Here is a 19,854-nt window from a genome sequence, read left to right as displayed (position 1 = left end):
GTTACCAGGAAGAGTTTGGACCATTTAAAAAAGCTAATTCTTCTTCAGTAGACTCTCTGCCAAGAATTTTATTTCTATGAGGATATCTGTGAAATTGTTTAATAGCTTTTGTGTGGTCCTGCCAAAATTTTTTAATCTGTGTATAGCCTTCGTGTTCTCTTAAATATTTATTAAGTAAATAATAAGCCATATCATGATCAGTAATCTCTTCGCTATGAATTAGAGGCAAGATCATAAAAAATCTCTGACTTTCATTCATTGCTTCTAAATACCCTGCATAGACAGCATCATTTACAATTAATCTAGTTTTATGATCTTGGTCAAAAGCCTTTTTTTCATCTCTAAACATATTTCTTGAAAATTGATCAAAAAGAACAACTAAAGCTAGAGCGCTCATTGGTTGATCTTGCCAATCATCATATTCATTTTGTGATGCAAGCTCATAATCATCTAAAAATCTATCTTTAATTGTTTGATCAAATGTTTCATCCTTTTTAAATCTTTTTTCAGCAGGAGTTTCCTTAAACCAAAAATCTAAAATTTTTTGTGCTTTTTTAGGAATCATTTTGAAACTGGTTTTAGTAATTTTAAAAATTTATTATGAATAGCTTTATTTGATGAAACTAATATATTTCCAGCATTAATTGCATCTTTGTTATCCCAAGTAGAGATATATCCACCAGCCGCTTTAACTATTGGTATTAACGGATGAATATCCCAAATTTTATTTGAGCATTGAATTACGATATCAACTCTTCCTTCAGCAAGATGTGAATAACTTAAAGCATCACTACAAGGAAACTGCATTAATTTGAGAATTTTAGGGATTTTTTTTTGCTTATTTAATGATAACCAGCCATGGAATGCTGCTGAAACTTTAACATCTTTAAATGTAGCTTTTTTATTTACGGATATTTTTTTTCTTTTTCCATTTTCAAAAACATAAGCAATTTTATCAGAGTAATTTAAGTAGTGTTTTTTTAAAACTGGGAAATTAGCTAAACCTAAAATCGGTTTATCTTTATAATTTAAAGAAATAAGATTACTCCAAGTTGGGTTACCTATAACAAATGACCTTGTGCCATCAATTGGGTCTATAACCCAAGTAAAATTACTCTTAGATTTTTTATGACCAAATTCTTCACCAATTACTTGGTGATTTGAAAATTTATTATTAATTTTAGATCTTATAAATTTTTCAAAAGCTTTGTCTGAAGTTGTTACTGGGTCATATCCTTTACCCTTAAGTTTATTAGATACCTTAAAGGTTCTGTTTAACTTAGAATAATAATATCTTGTTAAATCTTTAGCTAACTTATTTAAAAAATTAGCATAAATAGAGTAGTTTTTTGAATTAAATTGATCCACACCAAACTCTTACTATTTTATTTATGTTGAATAAAGTTAAAATTTTAATAATTCTAGATTTTAATTATGAAAATTGAACTTGCTGAAAATAAAGTTTATTTTAACGATGGTTTAATCAAAAAAGAAATACACCCTTTTTGGTTAAGAGAAAGAGTTGATGAAGAAGAATTTCTAGATAAGGGCACTCAACAAAGGCTGTTTGATCCAACAACCTTGGATAGTCAAATATCAATTAATAAAGTAAGTATTAACGAAAAATTTCTTGAGGTTAATTTTGATGATGGTGTTACATCTAAATTAAAAATAGATAAGCTTGCATTAGAGTTTTCTAATGATGACACGGTAACTAAATCAATTCCAAAAATTAAATGGAATTCAACATTAGAAAATATTAAAAACTTCAAATATCAGGATAATTTTTTTGATAGTAAAGAAATGTATGATTTGCTCACTTCTTTTTATAAATATGGGTTTGTAATCATAAAAAATATACCAACAGATAATAATTTCATTGTAAAATTTGCAAATTCGATTGGAAGTGTCAGAAGAACAAATTTTGGTGAATATTTCGATGTTATATCAAAAACAGATCCAAATGATCTTGCATATACATCTTTAGAGTTGTCGCCTCATACAGACAATCCGTACCGCAATCCTGTGCCCTGCATACAAATACTTCATTGTATTGAAAGTGAAGTAACAGGTGGACTATCTACATTGGTGGATGGTTTTACAGTTACAGAAGATTTAAAAAAACAAAATCCTGAGTTTTATAAAATTTTATCCGAAGTGAAGGTAAGATTTAAATTTATTGATAAAGATGTGGTTTTAGAAGATTGGTCTGAATTAATTAAACTTAATGATGATAAAACTTTTAAGCAAGTTAGATTTAGTCCACGCTTAGATTATGTTCCAATGTTAGATAAAGAAAGATTAGATTTATATTATAAAGCTCGAAGAAAATTATCTGAAATGTATAACTCAGAAAAATATAGAATAGAGTTTAAACTTGCACCAAAAGATTTAATGATGATGGATAATTATCGACTTCTTCATGGTAGAACTTCTTATGAGACAAAAGAAGGCAATAGATTTTTACAAGGATGCTATATTGATTATGATAGTACAGAAGGAAAATTAAGACATCTAAAAAGAAAATATAATTTATAGATTTATCTAGATTTATTTATATTTTGAATTTCTTTATAAAGAGCACTATGATCGTCATCTGAGTTACCATTATCTACTAAAGATTTAAACATTGACTGAATTAAATTTGAAATAGGTAATTGAGTATTAAAATCATTAGCGCACTCTAAAATATTATTCATATCCTTAAGATGAGTAGAAACTTTTCCTTTTGGTGAAAAATCTTTTTTAATCATTCTTTTTCCATGATTATGAAGAATTTTTCCATCAGCAAATCCACCTGACAAAGCTTTAATAAATTTGTTTCCATCAACACCAGCTTTTTCACATAATGTTATAGCTTCTGCTACTGCTCCAATAGTGACGCCAACAATGATCTGATTTGCAAGTTTTGAGATTTGCCCACTTCCAATTTTTCCTACTAGAGTTGGGTTACCCATAATTTTTAAAAGATCAATAACACTATTATAAACCTTTTGATCACCTCCCACCATAATAGCCAGGCTTCCTTCTTCAGCGCCAATGGTTCCACCTGAAACAGGAGCATCTAAAAAATTAATATTATTTTTTTTTAATAATTTTCCATATTTAATAGCAATTTTAGGTTTTATTGATGACATATCTATAACTGTTGAAGAAGGCTTTAGATTTTTTAAAAACTCAGAATTTCCCAAAACTTTTTCAACAGCATCATCATCAGTCAACATTGTAAAAACAAAATCTGTATCTTTTACAACTTCACCTAATGATAATTTTACTTCTCCACCAAACTCTTCAAGAGGTTTTGCTTTTTTTAAAGTTCTATTAAAAATTTTTAAATTAATTTTTTTTTGTAATAAATTTTTAGCCATAGGAAAACCCATTAAGCCTGTACCAATAAAACTAATTTTCATGATTTTTGAGAGTTTAATTTATCTTTTAAGACAATTATTAACTAATATTGCCATCAATATCCAGATAACAAAAGCTTCACCATTAGTAAATACGTAGTCAGCACCTGCAAAGCCAGCTATTAAATTAATTGCATAAAAAATTATGGTTGAGATTACAAGACTAATTAATAAATCTTTTAATGCACATAAATACTTCATACATAAATCTTATACATAACTTCCTATGATGTAAACTTTAATATAAAATTATTTTATTTGAATTGATTATTTTAATAAATTTAGATGAATAATTTATTAGTCGAGAATCTACTAAAGCACTAGGTTGTATTCAAGAAGTATATTTTTGAAAACATCAAATAAATCAATTGTAATTTTTTAATTAATAACTACCTTTATTAATAAGGAGGTTAATATGTTAAAACTCACACCACCTGATACATAACTGAACAATCAATCCATAAAAAAAATAAATAAAATCCATTCGGATTTAAAAGCCAAAGAGGCTATATAAGGGAGCTCTTTAGGTGATATCTTAAAGAGCGAACCCTTAAAAATTAATTAGTTGATTTCAATATTTCTAGAGGAAGTGGAGCTTCAGGATATTTTTTTTGGCAAAGTATTTCGTAACTTTTACAAAAACTAGTGATAGCTTGATAAACATCATCATCTTTTTTTGATAAATCTAATTTTTCAATAAGATTATTACGATCATCCTCAAGTTCTTTTATTTGATCACTTGAAAAAAATTCACCTGTTTCTATTTCCCAATAAGTATTATTAAGCTCATCATCAGTTAAATTATTTAACTTGTGCTGTAACTCTTTAATTATTTCATCATTTGTTTCTTTATTTCTCATTGGTGAGTCTTTTAACTTTATAAGACATTTGTCTTTTAACCCTTCAATAAAATGATCATAAGGTCTACCTTCAGAAAGGTCTTTAAAATGATTGCTAATAAAATATTTATTTATTGCTGAGTGAGTTGTGCCTTTCTCTTTGCCTTTAATAATTGCTATTTGAACATACACTTCTTGGTTTATATATTCATCTAAATGATCTTTTACTTTTTTTGGAATCATGATTAACTTAATTTATTTAGTGCTCTTTACGATATTTGCTATGACATGCCTTGCAATTGCTCCACATCAATTTACCAATTGTACTTTTCACGTCTTCAGAACTCTCAATAATAGAAGCCAGTTTTACCATATCACTCGAAGATTTTGCCATCAGTGCATTAAAATTGTCTTTATCTTCCCATATTGCTGGTAAAGATCCTGTTTTAAACCCCTCTTTTGAATTTTCAGGAAATAATCCTAATAATGTTTCATAGTTTTTGCTCATTTCAATCATTAACTCTTTTGCTTGATCAAAGTCTCCACTTGAAGATAACGATTGTACTTTTTTTGCTGTTTTATAGTTCTTGCTAAATAAAGTTTTTCTTTCCTTGATGATTTCTTCAGCAGATTGTTTAGAATTTGCATTAGAAGCTAATAATACTAAAATAATTATAAACAAACAGGTACCAATATTGTTTGCAATATGCTTAATTGGGAAATGCATGTTAAAAATACTCTAACAGAGTATGGTTTAATTTCAAAATTTTTACATTGGGCAAGTGCTGCATTGTTTTTTATTCAAATTCCTATTGGATTTTATTTGGTAGATTTAGATTTTGGACCAGAGAGATTGAGCGTTGAAAATATTCACGTGATAATTGGTTTATCTATATTTTACTTGGTAATTTTAAGGTTAATTTATAAAATCTTTAACCCAACACCAAAATTAGAACCAAGTATTTTTAAAGGTCAAAAATTTCTAGCAAAGCTAAATCATATACTTCTGTATGTGACAATTGTATCAATCACAATATCAGGAATTTTTAAGAAATTATTCAATGGAGAAGCACTCACAATCATTTTTAAAAAAATTAAAATTCAAGATAATTTTGAATTAGGAGAATTATTTTATGATATTCATATTTTTTCAAACTATTTACTGATAGCTCTTATCATTATTCATTTAATGGCTGTGATTATCCATAAATTATTTTTTAATGACAATTTATTAAAAAAAATTCTTTAGCTAATGAATATTTTTTGCATTCTTTATAATATGATGCAAGTTCAACCCTCGGTCACATAGTTTTATCAATCCTGTAATATTTGTTATTCCTAAATCTTTTGCTTTGTTTAAAAGAAACAAAAACAATCTAGCTGTTAACCAGCAATCACCTAGGGCAGAATGTCTAACTTGATCATCAGCTTTTATATTAAAGTGTTCACATAAACTTGTTAGTTCATAATTCTTTAAATCTGGGAAAAGTCCTGCAGTAAGATGAATTGTATCAATTGGCTGAATAACCTTCATTCGATTAGCAAGATTAGTATTTTTAGCATTGTTTTTTAAAAATTTAATATCAAAATCAATATTATGACCAACTAAAACACTCTTTTTAATAAACTTTAGTATTTTATCTTCTATTTCAATTAATGTTGGTTTGTCTTTAACATCTTCATCCTTAATGTTGTGTATCATAGTTGATTGTTCTGGAATTTTTATTTGAGGATTCACTAATTCATCTAAAATCACATCTTCTCTGATCTTAAATTCACTAATTTTAATAGAAGCAACAGATACAACTTTATCTCCCTTAGACACTCTCAATCCTGTTGTCTCGGTATCTAAAATTGCAAAATTAGATTGCTCAAGTGTTACTCGATTAAACAACTTTTGTTTTTCAAAATAATATTTAATCTTATTAAAAATACTCTTCACCAATATCTACTCTTACCCTTTGTTTTAATTTTCTAATTTGTTTAAGATAAATTTTTAAAACTTTTTTTTCTCTTTCAAGTAAAGTTTTTGGATCAATAAAATTTTTAATTGTTAAACCTTGTTTTGTTCTTTCAACTTGATTTTTAAGTAAAATATTTGACATAAAACGATGAGCATTTTTGAAAAAATCTACTTCATCAACAGTTAAAACCTTTAATTTATTGAGTTCATTTAATCGCTCAAATGTTGAAATTTTTGTAACCTTATGTTTGATTGAATATAATCTAATACTTTCTACCAACGGAAGTGTTCCTGTGTGTTTTAGGTTTAATAATCCTAAATTTTCCTTATCATTTTTTTCTAAAATAAATTGACCAAAAAAACCAATTGCAGCATCACTTTGTTCTTCACTAAAATACAAAAACTTTAATAATTTTTTTTCATGCAGTTTTTCGTTTAAATAAATCTTTAAATTTTCAGCTAGTTTTTTTTTACCATAAATAGATCTAAAATCGTAAAGCATATCAATATTTCTCATATCTTGAGGGGTGTGATTATCTAAAAATTGAGTAATTTGATTTTTCCATTCTGGTACACTTTTTCTCCACAATGGATTACTTGCCATTAAGTCTCCTTTACAAAAAGGAATACCACAGTCATCCAAAGTTTTTGTAAAATCCTTAGCCAGTTCATTAAAATATAAATCTAATTTTTTTGGGTCTTCATTGTTACTTTCATAGATTATTCCATTATCCTGATCAGGATGCAGAAAACTTTCCATTCTCCCCCCTGAGCCCATAACAATGACCGAATATTCTGGAATTTTTTCTATTATATTTTTTTCCCCAACTCTTTTTTCTGCCAATCGAATTGCCCTACGGTAGATGACATTATTTAAAAAACTTAATAAATATGAAATATCACATGGATAAGCATTTCTAACTAACATGTTGTTAGCTAAAACGACTTGTTGTTGTTTAATTTTAATTAAACCTGAAACGTCTTGCTCATCATAAGTCATGTTGTCAATTTGATTGACCACATCTCCTAATTCAGCTTGCAAAGCTGTATTCATATCAATCATTCCCTGTATTTTTAAACTCATATCTAAAACAGGAAGATGATTTAAATTTAATTTTCTCATTTTGCCTACCGCATGAAATAACAAATCATCCTCATAAACGAATTTAACTGGATGTGTCATAACTTGATCAACTTTTGTTTTCTCATCAGCGCTAAAAGCGACCCTTTTAAGAATATCTTTTTCAGTTATTATTCCGATCATTTTTTCATTTTCTTGAATTATGACAGTTGATTTTTTTTCTTTTCTGAGTTTCTCAATAGTTGTTTTAACCAGTTCATTTTTTTCAACCAGGATAAAGTCATCAGTCATATAATTCATGACTTTATTAGTAAACAAATCTACACTGTTAGATCTTTTAGACATTTCTAGATATAATTATACATTGCAACTTATCGTTAAATATAATTTTTTTTTTAAAGTTTGAATTAATTTCATTCACTCCATTTTTAATTTGATTTAGATCAAACTCTAATAATATTGAAATGTACCTATCGTTAATCATTTGAACGTATTTTGACTTTAAAATTTTAACTTTATAAATAAATTTTTTTGTCTTACTAATTTTATTGTTTTTCTTTAGTAGTGCAATTATCTTTTTATCCCTATTCAAAGATTTTTTAAGTTTACTGTTCATTAATTTGAATGTGGGAATTTCATTTTTGTATGGATCTAAAGTTAACACCATAATAACACCATTTGGTTTTAGATACTTTTTACAAAGTTTAATCAGTTCTCTAATTTCTCTCATTTTCAACAAATGAATTGTTTGTTTAATTAAGATTAAATCAAAAAACTTTTTATTTTTGTCTAAAAAATTTAAACCATTTGATTTTTTAAATATAATTCTTTTATCTTTGTCTTTGTGGTCTACAATATCGATACCTGTAGGTTTAGATATTAACTTTAATTCATTATATAAATTGCCAGAAATTTTGCCCCTTCCACACCCAATATCTAAAATTTCAGATTTAGAATTAAGATTGGTATTTTTAATTAAGAATTTACTGAAAGATTTAATATAATCTTTTGAGGACAACCAAGTTTTATTATCCCAATTTTTTAACGATGCCATTTTGTTTTTTTTTATAGAAATCTGCTCTTATTGAAATCAAAATAATCAATAAAACTAAAGGAATACAGGCTAAATTAATCTCATTCCAACTAAATTTTAAAATAGAGTAGCCTGCAGTTAAGCTTGCAATAGATTGTATGGAAAAAACTAATACATCGTTAAAACCTTGTACTTTAAATTTCTCACTTTCTTTATAACAGAGCACTAACAAACTAGTTCCTCCAATAAATAAAAAATTCCATCCAATGCCTAATAAAACTAAAGCAATTAAATAATTTATAAATGTTTGGTCATAAAAACTTAAGAAAATACAAATTAGATAAATCAAAGCTCCTGAATAAATAATTGTTGAATGTCCATATTTTTTTATTAGTGTTCCTGTAATTAATGATGGCAAAAACATTCCAATTATGTGCGATTGAATAACAATACTCGTTGAACCTAATGTAAATCCATGCATCTTGTACATGCTGATTGGTGTAGCAGTCATAATGAATGACATTATTGAATATGCAAAAGCAGCTGTAACAATTGCCTGCAGAATAATCGGATTTTGTAATAACTCAAAATATGATCTTTGATTAGCGCTAATGTTTTCTTTGGTTTTTGGATTTTTATCTGTTCTATAAAAAATTAAAAAAAAAACTGGTATAATAGTTAATACCGCTAAAGAAATATAAGATCCTGTATAAAGATGATCTGAAATTATATTTTTTGAAAAATTTGCAACGTTAGGACCTATTAAAGCAGAAAGAATTGTTGCAAGTAATAAAATTGAGATAGCTCTTGAACTATCATTTTTTTCTACTGTTTCTGCTGCAGCAAATCTATATTGATGGGTAAATGCAATCCCTGTGCCAATTAAAAAACATGAAAGACAAAATAAAATAAAATTTTCAGTATAAATTGAATAAGCTCCGAGCAATGATGCTAAGCTTGAGTATGTTGATGATAATATAAACCCTTTTTTTCTTCCAATTTTACTCATTATCTTTGCTGCAAAAAATGAAAATACTGCTGTACCCACGATTGATAATGAAGTTGGTAGTGTTGCTAATGATGCAATTGGTGAAATTTTTAATCCAACAATTCCGCTTATAAAAACTGTAATTGGAGGTGCCGTAAAAGAAAAAACTTGGCAGATAGTTAAAATAATTAAATTCTTATTAAACATTTATTCTTTCGTAGTTGTTTTTTAATTTTAATGACAGGCAATTCCAAATTTTTTTAATCGCCAGTAGTTATAAGGCCATGGTGTTAAAAAACCTATAATTAACATGATTGGTATCACCCACCAAGTTAACATTGCTCCACCAGTTAAAAGATAATCTGTAATATTCATTGTTATTTCCATACTTATCATTGAAATAAAACTCATACCTAATGCAGTTTTTAATGCATTTTTAAATTTAAAATTCTGTTTTATCAAAATAAATGTTTCTAAAATTATACTTGTAATTAAACCATTAATGATTGCTAAAGTCATTATACCTAAGATTGGAAATGAAATTTTTGATAATTGAAAAAAAAAGATTGTACCAAAATCTCCAATCGAGCAACCGATTACACACCACATTGTATTTTTAGCACTTGTTTTCCAAGTATGCCTACATGACCAATCAAATGTGGAGGTATTCATAATAATTTGATATTAATATTTTATGATTTTAAAACAAGTGTTTGACACTAGAACATCAACTTATACTTACTTAATAGCTTCAGCAAATGGTCGCGAAGCTGTAATTATAGATCCAGTAATCGAAAATGTTAGTGAATATATTCAACTTTTAAAAGAATTAGATCTTAAACTTGTAAAAGTAATTGACACTCATATTCATGCAGATCATGTCACTGCTGCCTCTAAATTAAAACAAGCCACTAATTGTGCAACACTTATGGGGGAGCACACACCTGCAGATGCGGTTGAAATTAAAGTAAAAGATAATGAAATGATTAATATTGATGATCTAAATATTAAATCTATCTACACCCCAGGACATACATCAGAAAGTTATAGTTTTTTGTTAGATAATCATCTTTTCTCAGGTGATGCACTTTTAATTAACGGAACTGGTAGGACTGATTTTCAAAATGGAAACTCAAGGGACTCTTATCATTCAATTTTTGATAAACTTTTAAAATTACCGGAAGATACACTTCTTTATCCAGGTCATGATTACAATGGTAAAAAAGTAAGCACAATTGGTAATGAAAAAAAGTTTAATCCAAGATTACAAGTTAAGAACGTTGATGAATATATTGAAATTATGTCAAACCTAAATCTAACCAAACCAGATATGATGGATAGTAATGTTAATAGAAATATTCTTCTAGGTATTAATTAAATATAACAAAAATTAAAAACCAGTAAGAAATTAATCCAGAAAAAATTGTTGCTAAAACATTTTTACTTACAAGTCCAATTGTAATTGCAATAATTGATGCAAAAATTTTTGGATTATTTTCTATTAAAATATCTCCAGTTGCATCCAAAAAAATAGCTGGAAAAATAATTGCTGGAAAAATTGCTGATGGCACATACGATAAAACTTCACGAATTCTATCTGTAAACATTTCTTTTTTGAGTATTGCGATCATTAAATACCTTGAAAAGAAAGTGATTAAACCACAGTAAATTATTAAAGACCACTCAACCATTATTTGATCCTTTAAGTTTTGTTAGAATTGTTGCAATTATCAAACCACTTATTGCTGCGACTATTACATAAGCTTTAAAAGGTATAATTTCATAACCAAGTGTTGCAATCAGACCAGAAATAATAATCACGATTACATTTATCAATTTTCTTAAATCATCAACTATGAGAGCTAAAAATGTTAAAGGGACTGCAAAACTTAATCCAAGTTTTTCAGGTATTATTGAACCCAAAAATATTCCGATAATTGTAGTTATTTGCCAAATTACCCAACATGTTGCCCCCGCACCAAATGAGTGAAATGCTTTATCTTTGTCTGTGCTTTTTTTTAAATAAGAATTTGTTACTGCAAACGCTTGGTCGACTAAAAAATATGAAATTATTATTTTCCAAGTCATTTTAAAACCCGACATGTGCTCTGACAAAACAGCTCCATATAGTAAATGTCTTGAATTTACTGCCCCAACAGAACTTAATATTATTAATGAAGAGGCACCTGCTGAAAAAAGCTGTAAAAAAATTATTTGTGATGCACCACCAAAAATTATAATCGACATAGCGATTATTGTTATGGGCGATAAACCAAGATCTATAGCCAAAACTCCAAATATTATTCCAAATGGTACAACAGGTATCATTAATGGACTTACGTCTGCCACACCTTTAAAGAAAATTTTAGATCTATTGCTCATTTAATTAACGATATGTATTAAAAACAAACAATATGATCAATATTTATTGGTCTTTTGATACCAAATTTTTCATCAATTTCATGTTGATGCATATGATGGGAATGAACAAAGACTGGGATAAGCAAATCACTATTAGTTTTTAATGTATAAATAAAGTTAGTGCCGCGAAATTTTCTATCTACAACCTCTAGCTTTAAATTACTTTGATCATCATGCTCAAGATCTTCTGGCTGTAATAATAATTGAACATCTGATCCCTTTGGGTAACGTTTTGTAAAATTTCCATTAATAGTTCCTAGATCATCACTTTCTAAACTATTTTCACCTGTTACTTTTGCAGGGATTAAAATTCCTCTATTCAAAAAATTAACAACTTCTACAGAATTTGGAAAATGGTAAACATTATAAGGATCATCATATTGTTTGAGTTGACTATCTAAAATTATTCCACATTTACTTCCAAGATAAAATGCTTCGTAAGAGTTGTGGGTTACTATTATTGTTGTGATTTTCAAATCAGTTAAAACTTGTTTTAATTTAACTTGAATCTCTTCTTTAAAACTTTGATCAACATTTGATAACGGCTCATCTAATAAAAGTAAATCTGGTTTAGAAAGTAACGCTCTAGCTAACGCAGCTCTTTGGGCTTCACCAGAACTAATTTGATGGGGAAATTTTTCTTTAACATGGTCTAGATGAAGAAATTCAATGACCTCTTTAATAGTTAAATCTTTTTTCTTTTTTTTATTTCTTTCAGCACCAAATTGAATATTTTCAAGGACATTGTAATGAGGAAAAAGAGAGTTATCTTGAAACGCTAAAGAAATATTTCTATTTTCTGGTTCAACATGAATATCTTTGGATGAAATGATCTTATTTTTTAACGAAATCTTTCCCGATTGAATTTTTTCCAATCCGGCAATAGTTCTTAAAATTGTTGTTTTTCCAATTCCAGATGGACCTAAAAGACAAACAATATCTCCTTCATTTTCTATGGTTAAAGAAACATTGTTAACTTTACTTTTTGCACTTGCTGCGAATGTAACATTGTCAATTTCTAAAAAATTTTTTGGCATATAAGATTTAATCCTTAAGAATATATCTAGATGTAATTAAAATAAAGAAACTTGCAATAAGAATAAGAAATAATGAAGGTGCTGCTGCAGCTTCTAATAAATCTTGAGAGGCATATATGTAGGCTTGAGTGGCAAAAGTTTCAAAATTAAATGGTCTCATTATTAATGTTATAGGTAACTCTTTAATGATCTCTATAGCAATCAATATACCAATCAACATGATGCTATTTTTTAAATAAGGAATATGAATATTTTTAAAAGTTTTGAATTTTGAGTAACCTAAAAGGTATGCACTTTCATCAATAGAATAATTTATCTTTAAATAACCAGATTTTAATCCATTACTTGCTAAAGAAAAAAATCTTACAAAATAAACAACAATCAAACCTAAAATAGAGCCAATAAAAATAGATTTTACATTTTTAATTTCAAACAAATTAATAATACTGCTATCAAGCCAAGAAATAAAAGTGATAAATGCAACAGCCAGTATAATTCCCGGAATAGCATAACCAGATATTGAAAAGGTAGTCAATATTTCCAAAAATTTACTTCGAGAAAGTCTGTTTCCATAATTAGAAATAAAAGCAAATCCAATTAAAACTATACTCGATAATAAAACTAGAATTATCGTGTTAAAAAATAATTCAACTAAATTTAAATCTACTAAATGCTTTGGAAAAATAATTGTCCAATAAAGCATTTGGGACACAGGAAATAAAAAGCTTATAAAAAAAACAAAAAAACAAAATAAAAAAGCAAGCCAAGCTTTTAAACCATACAAGTTTGTTAAAGATTTTTTTTTAAATCCACCTTTACTTGGCGAATGATATTGTGCTTTTTTTCTAGATAAATTTTCTAAAATAAACAATCCAAGTATAAAAATTAAAAGATAAAAAGATAATTGATTGGCTAATACAAGATCATCAAACGAAATCCATGCATTATAAATTCCGGTTGTGAGGGTTGAAATTCCAAAAAATGACACTGAACCAAAATCAGATAAAGTTTCCATAGCAACCAGTGACAATCCAGCCACAATTGCAGGCCGTGCTGATGGTAAAATAATTTTCATAAATGACTTTTGTTTACTAAAACCAAGGTTTTTTCCAAGCTCTATTAAATTTTGTGATTGATAGTGAAATGAAGCTCTTGTTAAAACATATACATAGCCAAATAACGAAAATGAAATTGAGATTATTGCACCAATCATTCCATCAAATTTTGGTATTGAAGAATTGTAGTCACCTTCACCAAATATATTTTTTAATATTGTAAAGGCAGTACCGTAATTTTCAAAAAAAGCTGTTAAAGAATACGCGTAGATATATGCAGGTACTGCAAAAGATAAAATTAAAGCCCATTTGAAAAAATTTGATCCTGGAAAAGAATAAAAAGAGACTAAATAAGCCCCCAATACTCCAATTACAAATGTTAAAAATAAAACACCTAATAAAAGTAATAGAGAGTTAAAGATGTATTCAGAAAGAAAAGTATTTTTAATAATACTAGAATACTCACTAGTACTCTCAAAAAAGCTAGAAAATACAGTAACAATTGGTATTGCTACAGCAATTGAAATTAAAAAAGAACTGAAATACCAAATATTTATTTTTCTTAAAACCATTCTTACCCTTTAATGTTAAGTGAACATAATCAATAGAAGGGTAAGGACTATTAAATTATGTTCACTCTTTGAAAATTAATCTTTTTTATCAAAAATGTTTATGAATTGATCAATCTCATCACATTTTATCTCTGTTAATTTTCTATTATTCATTTTTTTTTCAATTTTTTTACACTCTGAGAAACACGGATCACATGCCCTAGAAGATTTATTATAATCAAAATTTAATGAATTCCTTTTTGTCATTAATTATTTCCACTTTGCAGCAAGCATACACTCTAAAGCTTTTGCTTTGTTTTTTCCGTAATTAACTACTTTAGTATTTAAATCCTGTTTAAATCCCAAGCCCATTTGCTTAACTAATTCATGTGGTTCAACACCATCAATCATTGGGTATTCAAATGTATTATTGACTATATGTTCTTGTGCTTCTTTTGTTAATAAAAACTCAAGAAGTTTTTTTGCATTATCTGGATTTGGAGAATTTTTAAGAACTCCGCCACCGCTAATATTCATATGTGTTCCTCTATCTCCTTGATTAGGAAAGAAAGGTAATACTTTTTTAGCTGCTGCTTGCTGTTCAGCTCCTTTTTTACCAGATAACATTAAAGCTAGATAATAAGTATTTGCTACTGCTAAATCTGCTTCTCCAGCTGCTACTGCTAAAATTTGAGCTCTATCATTACCTTTAGAGTCTCTTGCCATATTAGTGACAACACCTTTTGCCCATTCACAAGTTTTTTTCTCTCCATTATTTCTAACCAATGACGCAACTAAAGATTGATTGTAAATGTTATTTGATTTTCTTATTACAACTCTTCCTTTCCATTTAGGATCGGCAAGACCTTCATAAGTCATTCCATTTAATTCGTTAGCGTTAACTCTTACAGGAGAATAATACATAATTCTTGCTCTCTTAGCTATTCCTGTCCAATTTTTCGATCTAAAGTTTTTTGGAACTGAGGCTTTTATTAATGGAGTCATTGAATTTTGAAACATCCCTTTTGCATCGAATGCACCTAGTCTTCCAGCATCTGCAGTAATATAAATATCAGCTTTAGAGTCTGTTCCCTCTTCAGTAATTCTTTTTTGAAGAGCTTTATCTTTTCCTGATACAACATTTACTTTAATACCTGTTTTTGCAGTAAATTTTTTGTATAGCTGAATATCAGAGTCGTAATGTCTTGCGCTAAATACATTAACTTCAGCCGCAAAACCTAAATTGGCAAAGAAAACTAGAGTTAATGCTAATAAACTTATTTTTTTCATTTTATCCTTTTCTTTACCCTTAATTATTTTCAGTTGAGAACTATTCTCAATGCGAATGATTATCAATCGCATATATTGACGCAGTTGTAAAGTATTAAATATTAAGAATAAGAGGTACTTTTAGGAACTATTATTTCCAGTCGCCTATTTTGCTAAATAAGAAATTTCTAAATGCCTGAACTCTAGCAGTGTTTTTTAATGATTGAGGATATACGAAATGAGCTTCCGTAATTGGTCCTTCAGATTTAGGTAAAACCTTTATAACATTAGTTGAACTCGATACTAAATATTCTGGTAAAGCAGCTAACCCTACTCCAGACTTTACAGCTAAAAGTAAACCCATAACACTATTTACTTTCATAACTGTTTTTCTTTTTTTTCCATCATGCATTCCCAGTTTTAATGCCCAATCAGGATTGTAAACAGGGGAAGGTGCTCCTTTTCCAAATGAAATAAAATTATGTTTATTTAAATCAGCAATAGTTTTTGGCATTCCAAATTTTTCTAAATATTTGTTAGATCCATAAATATAATATTTAATATCAACTAATTTTTTTTGAATATAATTTAATTGTTTTGGTCTTCTCATAAAAATACCAATATCTGCTTGACGAGTACTTAAATCTAATTCTTTGTCATCGAATATTAATTCAATTTCGATTTCAAGGTTTAATCTCATAAATTCTTGAATTCTGGGTGTTAACCAGTGTGTTCCAAAACTTCTTACAGTTGTAATTGTTAGTTTTCCAGTTGGTTTATTTTTTTGGTCCCCTAAAGATGTTTCAACTTCTTTTAATTTACTGATTACTTCGTGAGCAGTCTTAAATACATATTCGCCATTTTCAGTAAGAGTTAATCCCCTTGCATGTCTTTCGAACAATTGTACTTTTAAATCTTGCTCAAGTGATTGAATTTGTCTGCTTATTGCTGATTGACTTAGATTGAGATTTACAGTTGCATTAGTAAAACTTCCTGCTTCAGCCACAGCATGAAAAATTTTTAATTTGTCCCAATCCATTATTTATTTACATCAACCAAATATCTACCTGACGTTTCTCCTTTTAGCATTTTAGAATAAATATCTGTTAATTCATTCAAGCCAATTATTTTAATAGACTTCTCAAGTTTATCAAAATCAATTACATTTGAAACTTCACTCCAAACAAATTCTCTTCTTTTAATTGATGCAGTGACTGAATTTATGCCCCATAATTTCACTCCACGAATTATAAATGGCATTACTGTTGTGTTTAATTTATAATCAGATGCATTACCACATGCAGCAACAATTCCGTTATCTCTTGTTTGAGCCAATGTATTAGCTAAAATTTTTCCACCTACTGTATCAACTACTCCATCCCATAAACCTTTATCTAGTGGTCTAGGTTCTTTGTCAAAATCTTCTTTATTTACAACTGTTTTTGCACCTATTGATTTTAAATAATCTTCGTTTGATTTTTTTCCTGTTACCGCTGTTACATCATAACCAAACTTTGATAGGATCATCACTGCGATACTTCCAACACCGCCTGAAGCACCAGTAACTAATACATCTTTTACTTTTTCACCTAATAATAATTCTTCTCTTGCTTTAATTGCAAAACAACAAAGTAAAGCAGTCAAACCTGCTGTACCCATAATCATTGATTGTTTTGAAGATAGGTTTTTTGGTTTTTTAACCAAAAAATCTCCACTTACTTTTGCGTATTGTGAAAAGCCACCATAATAAATTTCTCCTACTCTCCAACCAGTTAAAATTACTTCATCATCTTTTTTAAATTTATCATTTGTACTTTCAACAACTGTTCCTGAAAAATCAATACCTGGTATATGAGGAAACTCTTTAACTAACTTTGCACCATTTTTTAAAATTAGCGCGTCTTTATAATTTAAACACGAATAATCAACTTTAACAGTTACATCTCCATGTTTTAGAAAACTTTTATCAATTAATTTAACTTCTCTTGTAAAGCTTTCACCCTCTTGATTGATGATTAATGCTTTGAATTGATCTGACACTTTAATCTTTTGTAATACTAATGAATCTTAAATATCTATTTTGATAACTTAGATCGTCTTTAAATTGACCTAGATAATAATTTGTAACTGTAGATGCTTGCTCTTTTTTAATGCCTCTCATTGTCATACATTGGTGGGTTGAGTCAATTGTTACAGCAACACCCTTAGCATCTAAAGACTCCATTAATGTTTTTGCAATTTGCATTGTTAATCTCTCTTGCGTTTGAAGTCTTTTTGAAAAAACTTCAACTACTCTTGCAAGCTTACTTAATCCAACAACTCTTTCTTTTGGAATATAAGCAACATGAGCTTTACCAATAATTGGTGCCATATGATGTTCACAATGACTTTGAACAGAGATATTTTTTTGAACAACCATATCATCATATCCATCGACATCTCCAAATGTTTTATCTAAAATTTTATTTGGATCTTCTTTATAGCCAGCAAAATATTCTTTATAGGCTTTAACAACTCTTTTTGGTGTTTCCAATAAACCTTCACGACTTGGATCTTCACCCATCCAAGCTAATATAGTTTTAAAAGCATCCTCAGCTTCTTTGTCGGAAACTTTATTAGTTTCTAAATTTTTGTTGTCAGCATCTTTTACTAATTTCATAGCGCCTTTTTATACAGTAATTACTTAATTTTAAAATATTTAATATATCGAGATTTATGCTAAATAATCAATGCATATGTTCAAAAAAAGAGAAAATGTCCTAGATATAGAAGAAGGAAATCTACTATCTCCTAAATTTGATAATGATGGTCTTATTCCTGTAATTACCATGTGTTCTAAAACTAAAGATGTATTAATGCATGGTTATATGAACGTTGAAGCCTTCAAGAAAACCATCGAAACTAAAGAAGCTCATTATTTTAGTAGGTCTAGAAAGACTATCTGGCATAAAGGTAAAACAAGTGGATTTACACAAAAAGTAACTGAACTAAGAATAGATGATGATCAAGATTCTATATGGATGACTGTTGATATAGGTGATGGAGCAAGTTGTCATGTGGGATATAGATCATGTTTTTATAGATCTATTCCAATGGGGCCGATTGATAACGGTCGAAAAATAGAAATGAAATTTTTAGAAAAAGAAAAAAAATTTGATCCTGAAGAAGTTTATAAAGGTCAACCCAATCCAACCAAAATATAAAATGGAACTTAAATTTATAAAGCCTTTTGGTCCTTCGATTCTTAAAGTTAAAATTCCAAATGAAATTGTTATTGAATTAAACACTTATACTGATCAAATCATTGAAGATCAGAAAAAAAAAGAATTACTTAACCACGGTAAAAAATTAGTAGGTGATGTTACACAAGAATTTTTATTAGAACAAGATTTTGCAATTAAATGTGGGTGGGCAAATTTTTTAGGTAAATGTGTTCAAGAGTGGATAAAAATAGATTCAAATAAACAAATAAAAAAATTTGAGATAATTGACTCATGGGTTGTTAGACAATTTAAAAACGAATATAACCCTATTCATTGGCATAATGGTCATGTATCAGGTGCTGGATTTTTAAAAGTTCCCAAAGACTTTGGAAATTACGTGCAAGACAAAGGTTCAAAAACCTATCATGGTGGTAATTTGGAATTGATACATGGATCAAGACAATTTTTATCCGCATCAACTTTTAATATTAAACCAGTAGTAGGTGATTTTTATTTTTTTCCTAATTATATGATGCATAGTGTTTATCCTTTTAAGGGTAATGATGAAGAAAGACGGTCTATTTCATTTAATGCATTTATTGATGATGAAATTCACAATGTTTATGCATAAAAATATTAAACTTCAAAAGAATGTACTAGGTGAAGATCTAGAAGAGTGCTCTAATAACCCATTAACAGGGTGGTATCGTGATGGCTGTTGTAATACAGATGAAAATGATCATGGTGTTCATACTGTTTGTGCAAAAGTTACAACTGAATTTTTAGAATGGTTAAAAGTGGCAGGTAATGATTTAATAACACCTCATCCTGAATTTGGATTCCCCGGTTTAAAAGATGGTGATGGATGGTGTGTTTGTGCAAGCTGGTACGCTAAAGCCGTTGAAGCTGGCAAAGGATGTCCAGTATTTTTGAAAAGAACTCATAAAAATACTCTTAAACACGTACCTATTGAAACTTTAAAAAAGTTTGCAATAGATTTATCTTAA

Annotated in this window: 26 protein-coding genes; 6 read left to right on the top strand and 20 right to left on the bottom strand. The window is 28.3% G+C overall.

The features are described 5' to 3' along the window. Position 1 precedes the first annotated feature (1 nt). Both ACIJYB_RS02230 and ACIJYB_RS02225 read right to left on the bottom strand, forming a co-directional pair. Positions 2–565, bottom strand: a complete 564-nt coding sequence (locus ACIJYB_RS02230; RefSeq protein WP_435151857.1) for a DUF924 family protein — start codon at positions 563–565, stop codon at positions 2–4. Continuing rightward, a complete protein-coding gene (locus ACIJYB_RS02225) occupies positions 562–1,368 on the bottom strand; it encodes an inositol monophosphatase family protein (protein ID WP_435151855.1) in 807 nt (268 codons plus the stop codon). Before ACIJYB_RS02225 ends, ACIJYB_RS02230 begins: the two co-directional genes overlap by 4 nt. 66 nt (positions 1,369–1,434) lie before the next feature. On the opposite strand from ACIJYB_RS02225, the gene ACIJYB_RS02220 reads away from it, so the two are divergent. Then, entirely contained in the window at positions 1,435–2,538 is a 1,104-nt protein-coding gene (locus tag ACIJYB_RS02220) for a TauD/TfdA family dioxygenase (RefSeq protein ID WP_435151852.1), read from the top strand. Between the two features lie 2 nt (positions 2,539–2,540). Here ACIJYB_RS02220 and ACIJYB_RS02215 read toward each other — a convergent pair whose 3' ends face one another. The 4 genes from ACIJYB_RS02215 to ACIJYB_RS02200 form a co-directional block, all read right to left on the bottom strand. Then, positions 2,541–3,410 carry an NAD(P)-dependent oxidoreductase gene (locus ACIJYB_RS02215; protein WP_435151849.1) on the bottom strand — a complete coding sequence of 290 codons (870 nt, stop codon included), beginning with the start codon at positions 3,408–3,410 and terminating at the stop codon, positions 2,541–2,543. Between the two features lie 18 nt (positions 3,411–3,428). After that, positions 3,429–3,608, bottom strand: coding sequence for a hypothetical protein (locus ACIJYB_RS02210; RefSeq protein WP_435086711.1), 180 nt, complete (start codon positions 3,606–3,608; stop codon positions 3,429–3,431). 356 nt (positions 3,609–3,964) lie between these two features. Further along, positions 3,965–4,489: a hypothetical protein gene (locus ACIJYB_RS02205; protein ID WP_435151846.1), complete on the bottom strand. Its 525-nt coding sequence runs from the start codon at positions 4,487–4,489 to the stop codon at positions 3,965–3,967. 16 nt (positions 4,490–4,505) lie between these two features. Further along, positions 4,506–4,973 carry a cytochrome c gene (locus ACIJYB_RS02200; protein WP_435151844.1) on the bottom strand — a complete coding sequence of 156 codons (468 nt, stop codon included), beginning with the start codon at positions 4,971–4,973 and terminating at the stop codon, positions 4,506–4,508. On the opposite strand from ACIJYB_RS02200, the gene ACIJYB_RS02195 reads away from it, so the two are divergent. Continuing rightward, positions 4,953–5,495, top strand: coding sequence for a cytochrome b (locus ACIJYB_RS02195; RefSeq protein WP_435151842.1), 543 nt, complete (start codon positions 4,953–4,955; stop codon positions 5,493–5,495). The two genes, ACIJYB_RS02200 and ACIJYB_RS02195, sit on opposite strands and share 21 nt — an antisense overlap. Here the strand turns inward: ACIJYB_RS02195 and ACIJYB_RS02190 are convergent, their stop codons facing one another. The 5 genes from ACIJYB_RS02190 to ACIJYB_RS02170 are packed head-to-tail and all read right to left on the bottom strand — an operon-like array spanning position 5,496 to position 9,983. Beyond that, a complete protein-coding gene (locus ACIJYB_RS02190; protein ID WP_435114423.1) occupies positions 5,496–6,188 on the bottom strand; it encodes a 3'-5' exonuclease in 693 nt (230 codons plus the stop codon). Then, the gene (locus ACIJYB_RS02185; RefSeq protein ID WP_435151840.1) at positions 6,172–7,635 is read right to left on the bottom strand and encodes a DUF294 nucleotidyltransferase-like domain-containing protein; all 1,464 of its coding nucleotides are present in this window, start codon (positions 7,633–7,635) and stop codon (positions 6,172–6,174) included. Before ACIJYB_RS02185 ends, ACIJYB_RS02190 begins: the two co-directional genes overlap by 17 nt. Further along, positions 7,628–8,344, bottom strand: coding sequence for a class I SAM-dependent methyltransferase (locus tag ACIJYB_RS02180; RefSeq protein WP_435151837.1), 717 nt, complete (start codon positions 8,342–8,344; stop codon positions 7,628–7,630). Before ACIJYB_RS02180 ends, ACIJYB_RS02185 begins: the two co-directional genes overlap by 8 nt. Continuing rightward, on the bottom strand, positions 8,319–9,518 hold the full coding sequence (locus ACIJYB_RS02175; RefSeq protein ID WP_435151834.1) for an MFS transporter: 1,200 nt from the start codon (positions 9,516–9,518) through the stop codon (positions 8,319–8,321). The genes ACIJYB_RS02180 and ACIJYB_RS02175 overlap by 26 nt, the downstream gene beginning before the upstream one ends. A 27-nt stretch (positions 9,519–9,545) precedes the next feature. Next, positions 9,546–9,983 carry a DUF4396 domain-containing protein gene (locus ACIJYB_RS02170; RefSeq protein ID WP_435151831.1) on the bottom strand — a complete coding sequence of 146 codons (438 nt, stop codon included), beginning with the start codon at positions 9,981–9,983 and terminating at the stop codon, positions 9,546–9,548. Between the two features lie 22 nt (positions 9,984–10,005). Between ACIJYB_RS02170 and ACIJYB_RS02165 the strand changes: the two genes are divergently transcribed. Beyond that, positions 10,006–10,689 (top strand): MBL fold metallo-hydrolase, encoded by a 684-nt coding sequence (locus ACIJYB_RS02165; RefSeq protein ID WP_435151829.1) that lies wholly within the window; start codon positions 10,006–10,008, stop codon positions 10,687–10,689. Here ACIJYB_RS02165 and ACIJYB_RS02160 read toward each other — a convergent pair. The 9 genes from ACIJYB_RS02160 to folE all read right to left on the bottom strand — a co-directional run bounded on the left by ACIJYB_RS02160 (position 10,682) and on the right by folE (position 18,303). After that, a complete protein-coding gene (locus tag ACIJYB_RS02160) occupies positions 10,682–11,002 on the bottom strand; it encodes an AzlD domain-containing protein (protein ID WP_435086691.1) in 321 nt (106 codons plus the stop codon). The genes ACIJYB_RS02165 and ACIJYB_RS02160 overlap by 8 nt on opposite strands. Further along, positions 10,995–11,693 carry an AzlC family ABC transporter permease gene (locus ACIJYB_RS02155; RefSeq protein ID WP_435151827.1) on the bottom strand — a complete coding sequence of 233 codons (699 nt, stop codon included), beginning with the start codon at positions 11,691–11,693 and terminating at the stop codon, positions 10,995–10,997. Before ACIJYB_RS02155 ends, ACIJYB_RS02160 begins: the two co-directional genes overlap by 8 nt. Before the next feature lie 17 nt (positions 11,694–11,710). Further along, entirely contained in the window at positions 11,711–12,769 is a 1,059-nt protein-coding gene (locus ACIJYB_RS02150; RefSeq protein ID WP_435151824.1) for an ABC transporter ATP-binding protein, read from the bottom strand. A gap of 7 nt (positions 12,770–12,776) precedes the next feature. Continuing rightward, the gene (locus ACIJYB_RS02145; protein WP_435151821.1) at positions 12,777–14,396 is read right to left on the bottom strand and encodes an ABC transporter permease; all 1,620 of its coding nucleotides are present in this window, start codon (positions 14,394–14,396) and stop codon (positions 12,777–12,779) included. A gap of 75 nt (positions 14,397–14,471) precedes the next feature. Beyond that, complete coding sequence (locus ACIJYB_RS02140) at positions 14,472–14,642, bottom strand: hypothetical protein (protein WP_435151818.1); 171 nt, start codon at positions 14,640–14,642, stop codon at positions 14,472–14,474. Positions 14,643–14,645: 3 nt separating this feature from the next. Further along, positions 14,646–15,665, bottom strand: coding sequence for an extracellular solute-binding protein (locus ACIJYB_RS02135; protein ID WP_435151815.1), 1,020 nt, complete (start codon positions 15,663–15,665; stop codon positions 14,646–14,648). Positions 15,666–15,795: 130 nt separating this feature from the next. Continuing rightward, complete coding sequence (locus ACIJYB_RS02130) at positions 15,796–16,683, bottom strand: LysR family transcriptional regulator (RefSeq protein WP_435151813.1); 888 nt, start codon at positions 16,681–16,683, stop codon at positions 15,796–15,798. Beyond that, entirely contained in the window at positions 16,683–17,684 is a 1,002-nt protein-coding gene (locus ACIJYB_RS02125) for an oxidoreductase (protein WP_435151810.1), read from the bottom strand. Before ACIJYB_RS02125 ends, ACIJYB_RS02130 begins: the two co-directional genes overlap by 1 nt. Position 17,685: 1 nt before the next feature. Continuing rightward, entirely contained in the window at positions 17,686–18,303 is a 618-nt protein-coding gene (gene folE / locus ACIJYB_RS02120) for a GTP cyclohydrolase I FolE (RefSeq protein ID WP_435086681.1), read from the bottom strand. 76 nt (positions 18,304–18,379) lie between these two features. On the opposite strand from folE, the gene hisI reads away from it, so the two are divergent. Genes hisI through ACIJYB_RS02105 form a run of 3 tightly spaced genes read left to right on the top strand, consistent with a single transcriptional unit; the run spans position 18,380 to position 19,854 of the window. After that, positions 18,380–18,847 carry a phosphoribosyl-AMP cyclohydrolase gene (gene hisI / locus ACIJYB_RS02115; RefSeq protein WP_435151808.1) on the top strand — a complete coding sequence of 156 codons (468 nt, stop codon included), beginning with the start codon at positions 18,380–18,382 and terminating at the stop codon, positions 18,845–18,847. A 1-nt stretch (position 18,848) separates the two neighbouring features. Next, the gene (locus ACIJYB_RS02110; RefSeq protein WP_435151805.1) at positions 18,849–19,478 is read left to right on the top strand and encodes a putative 2OG-Fe(II) oxygenase; all 630 of its coding nucleotides are present in this window, start codon (positions 18,849–18,851) and stop codon (positions 19,476–19,478) included. After that, positions 19,471–19,854, top strand: coding sequence for a DUF2237 family protein (locus ACIJYB_RS02105; protein WP_435151802.1), 384 nt, complete (start codon positions 19,471–19,473; stop codon positions 19,852–19,854). Before ACIJYB_RS02110 ends, ACIJYB_RS02105 begins: the two co-directional genes overlap by 8 nt.

It is taken from the genome of Candidatus Pelagibacter bacterium nBUS_44, assembly GCF_051200895.1.
In the GTDB taxonomy this organism is placed as follows: Bacteria; Pseudomonadota; Alphaproteobacteria; order Pelagibacterales; family Pelagibacteraceae; genus Pelagibacter.
Note: the sequence above shows the minus strand (reverse complement) of the source record. Positions and strands in the feature narration are given on the sequence as shown.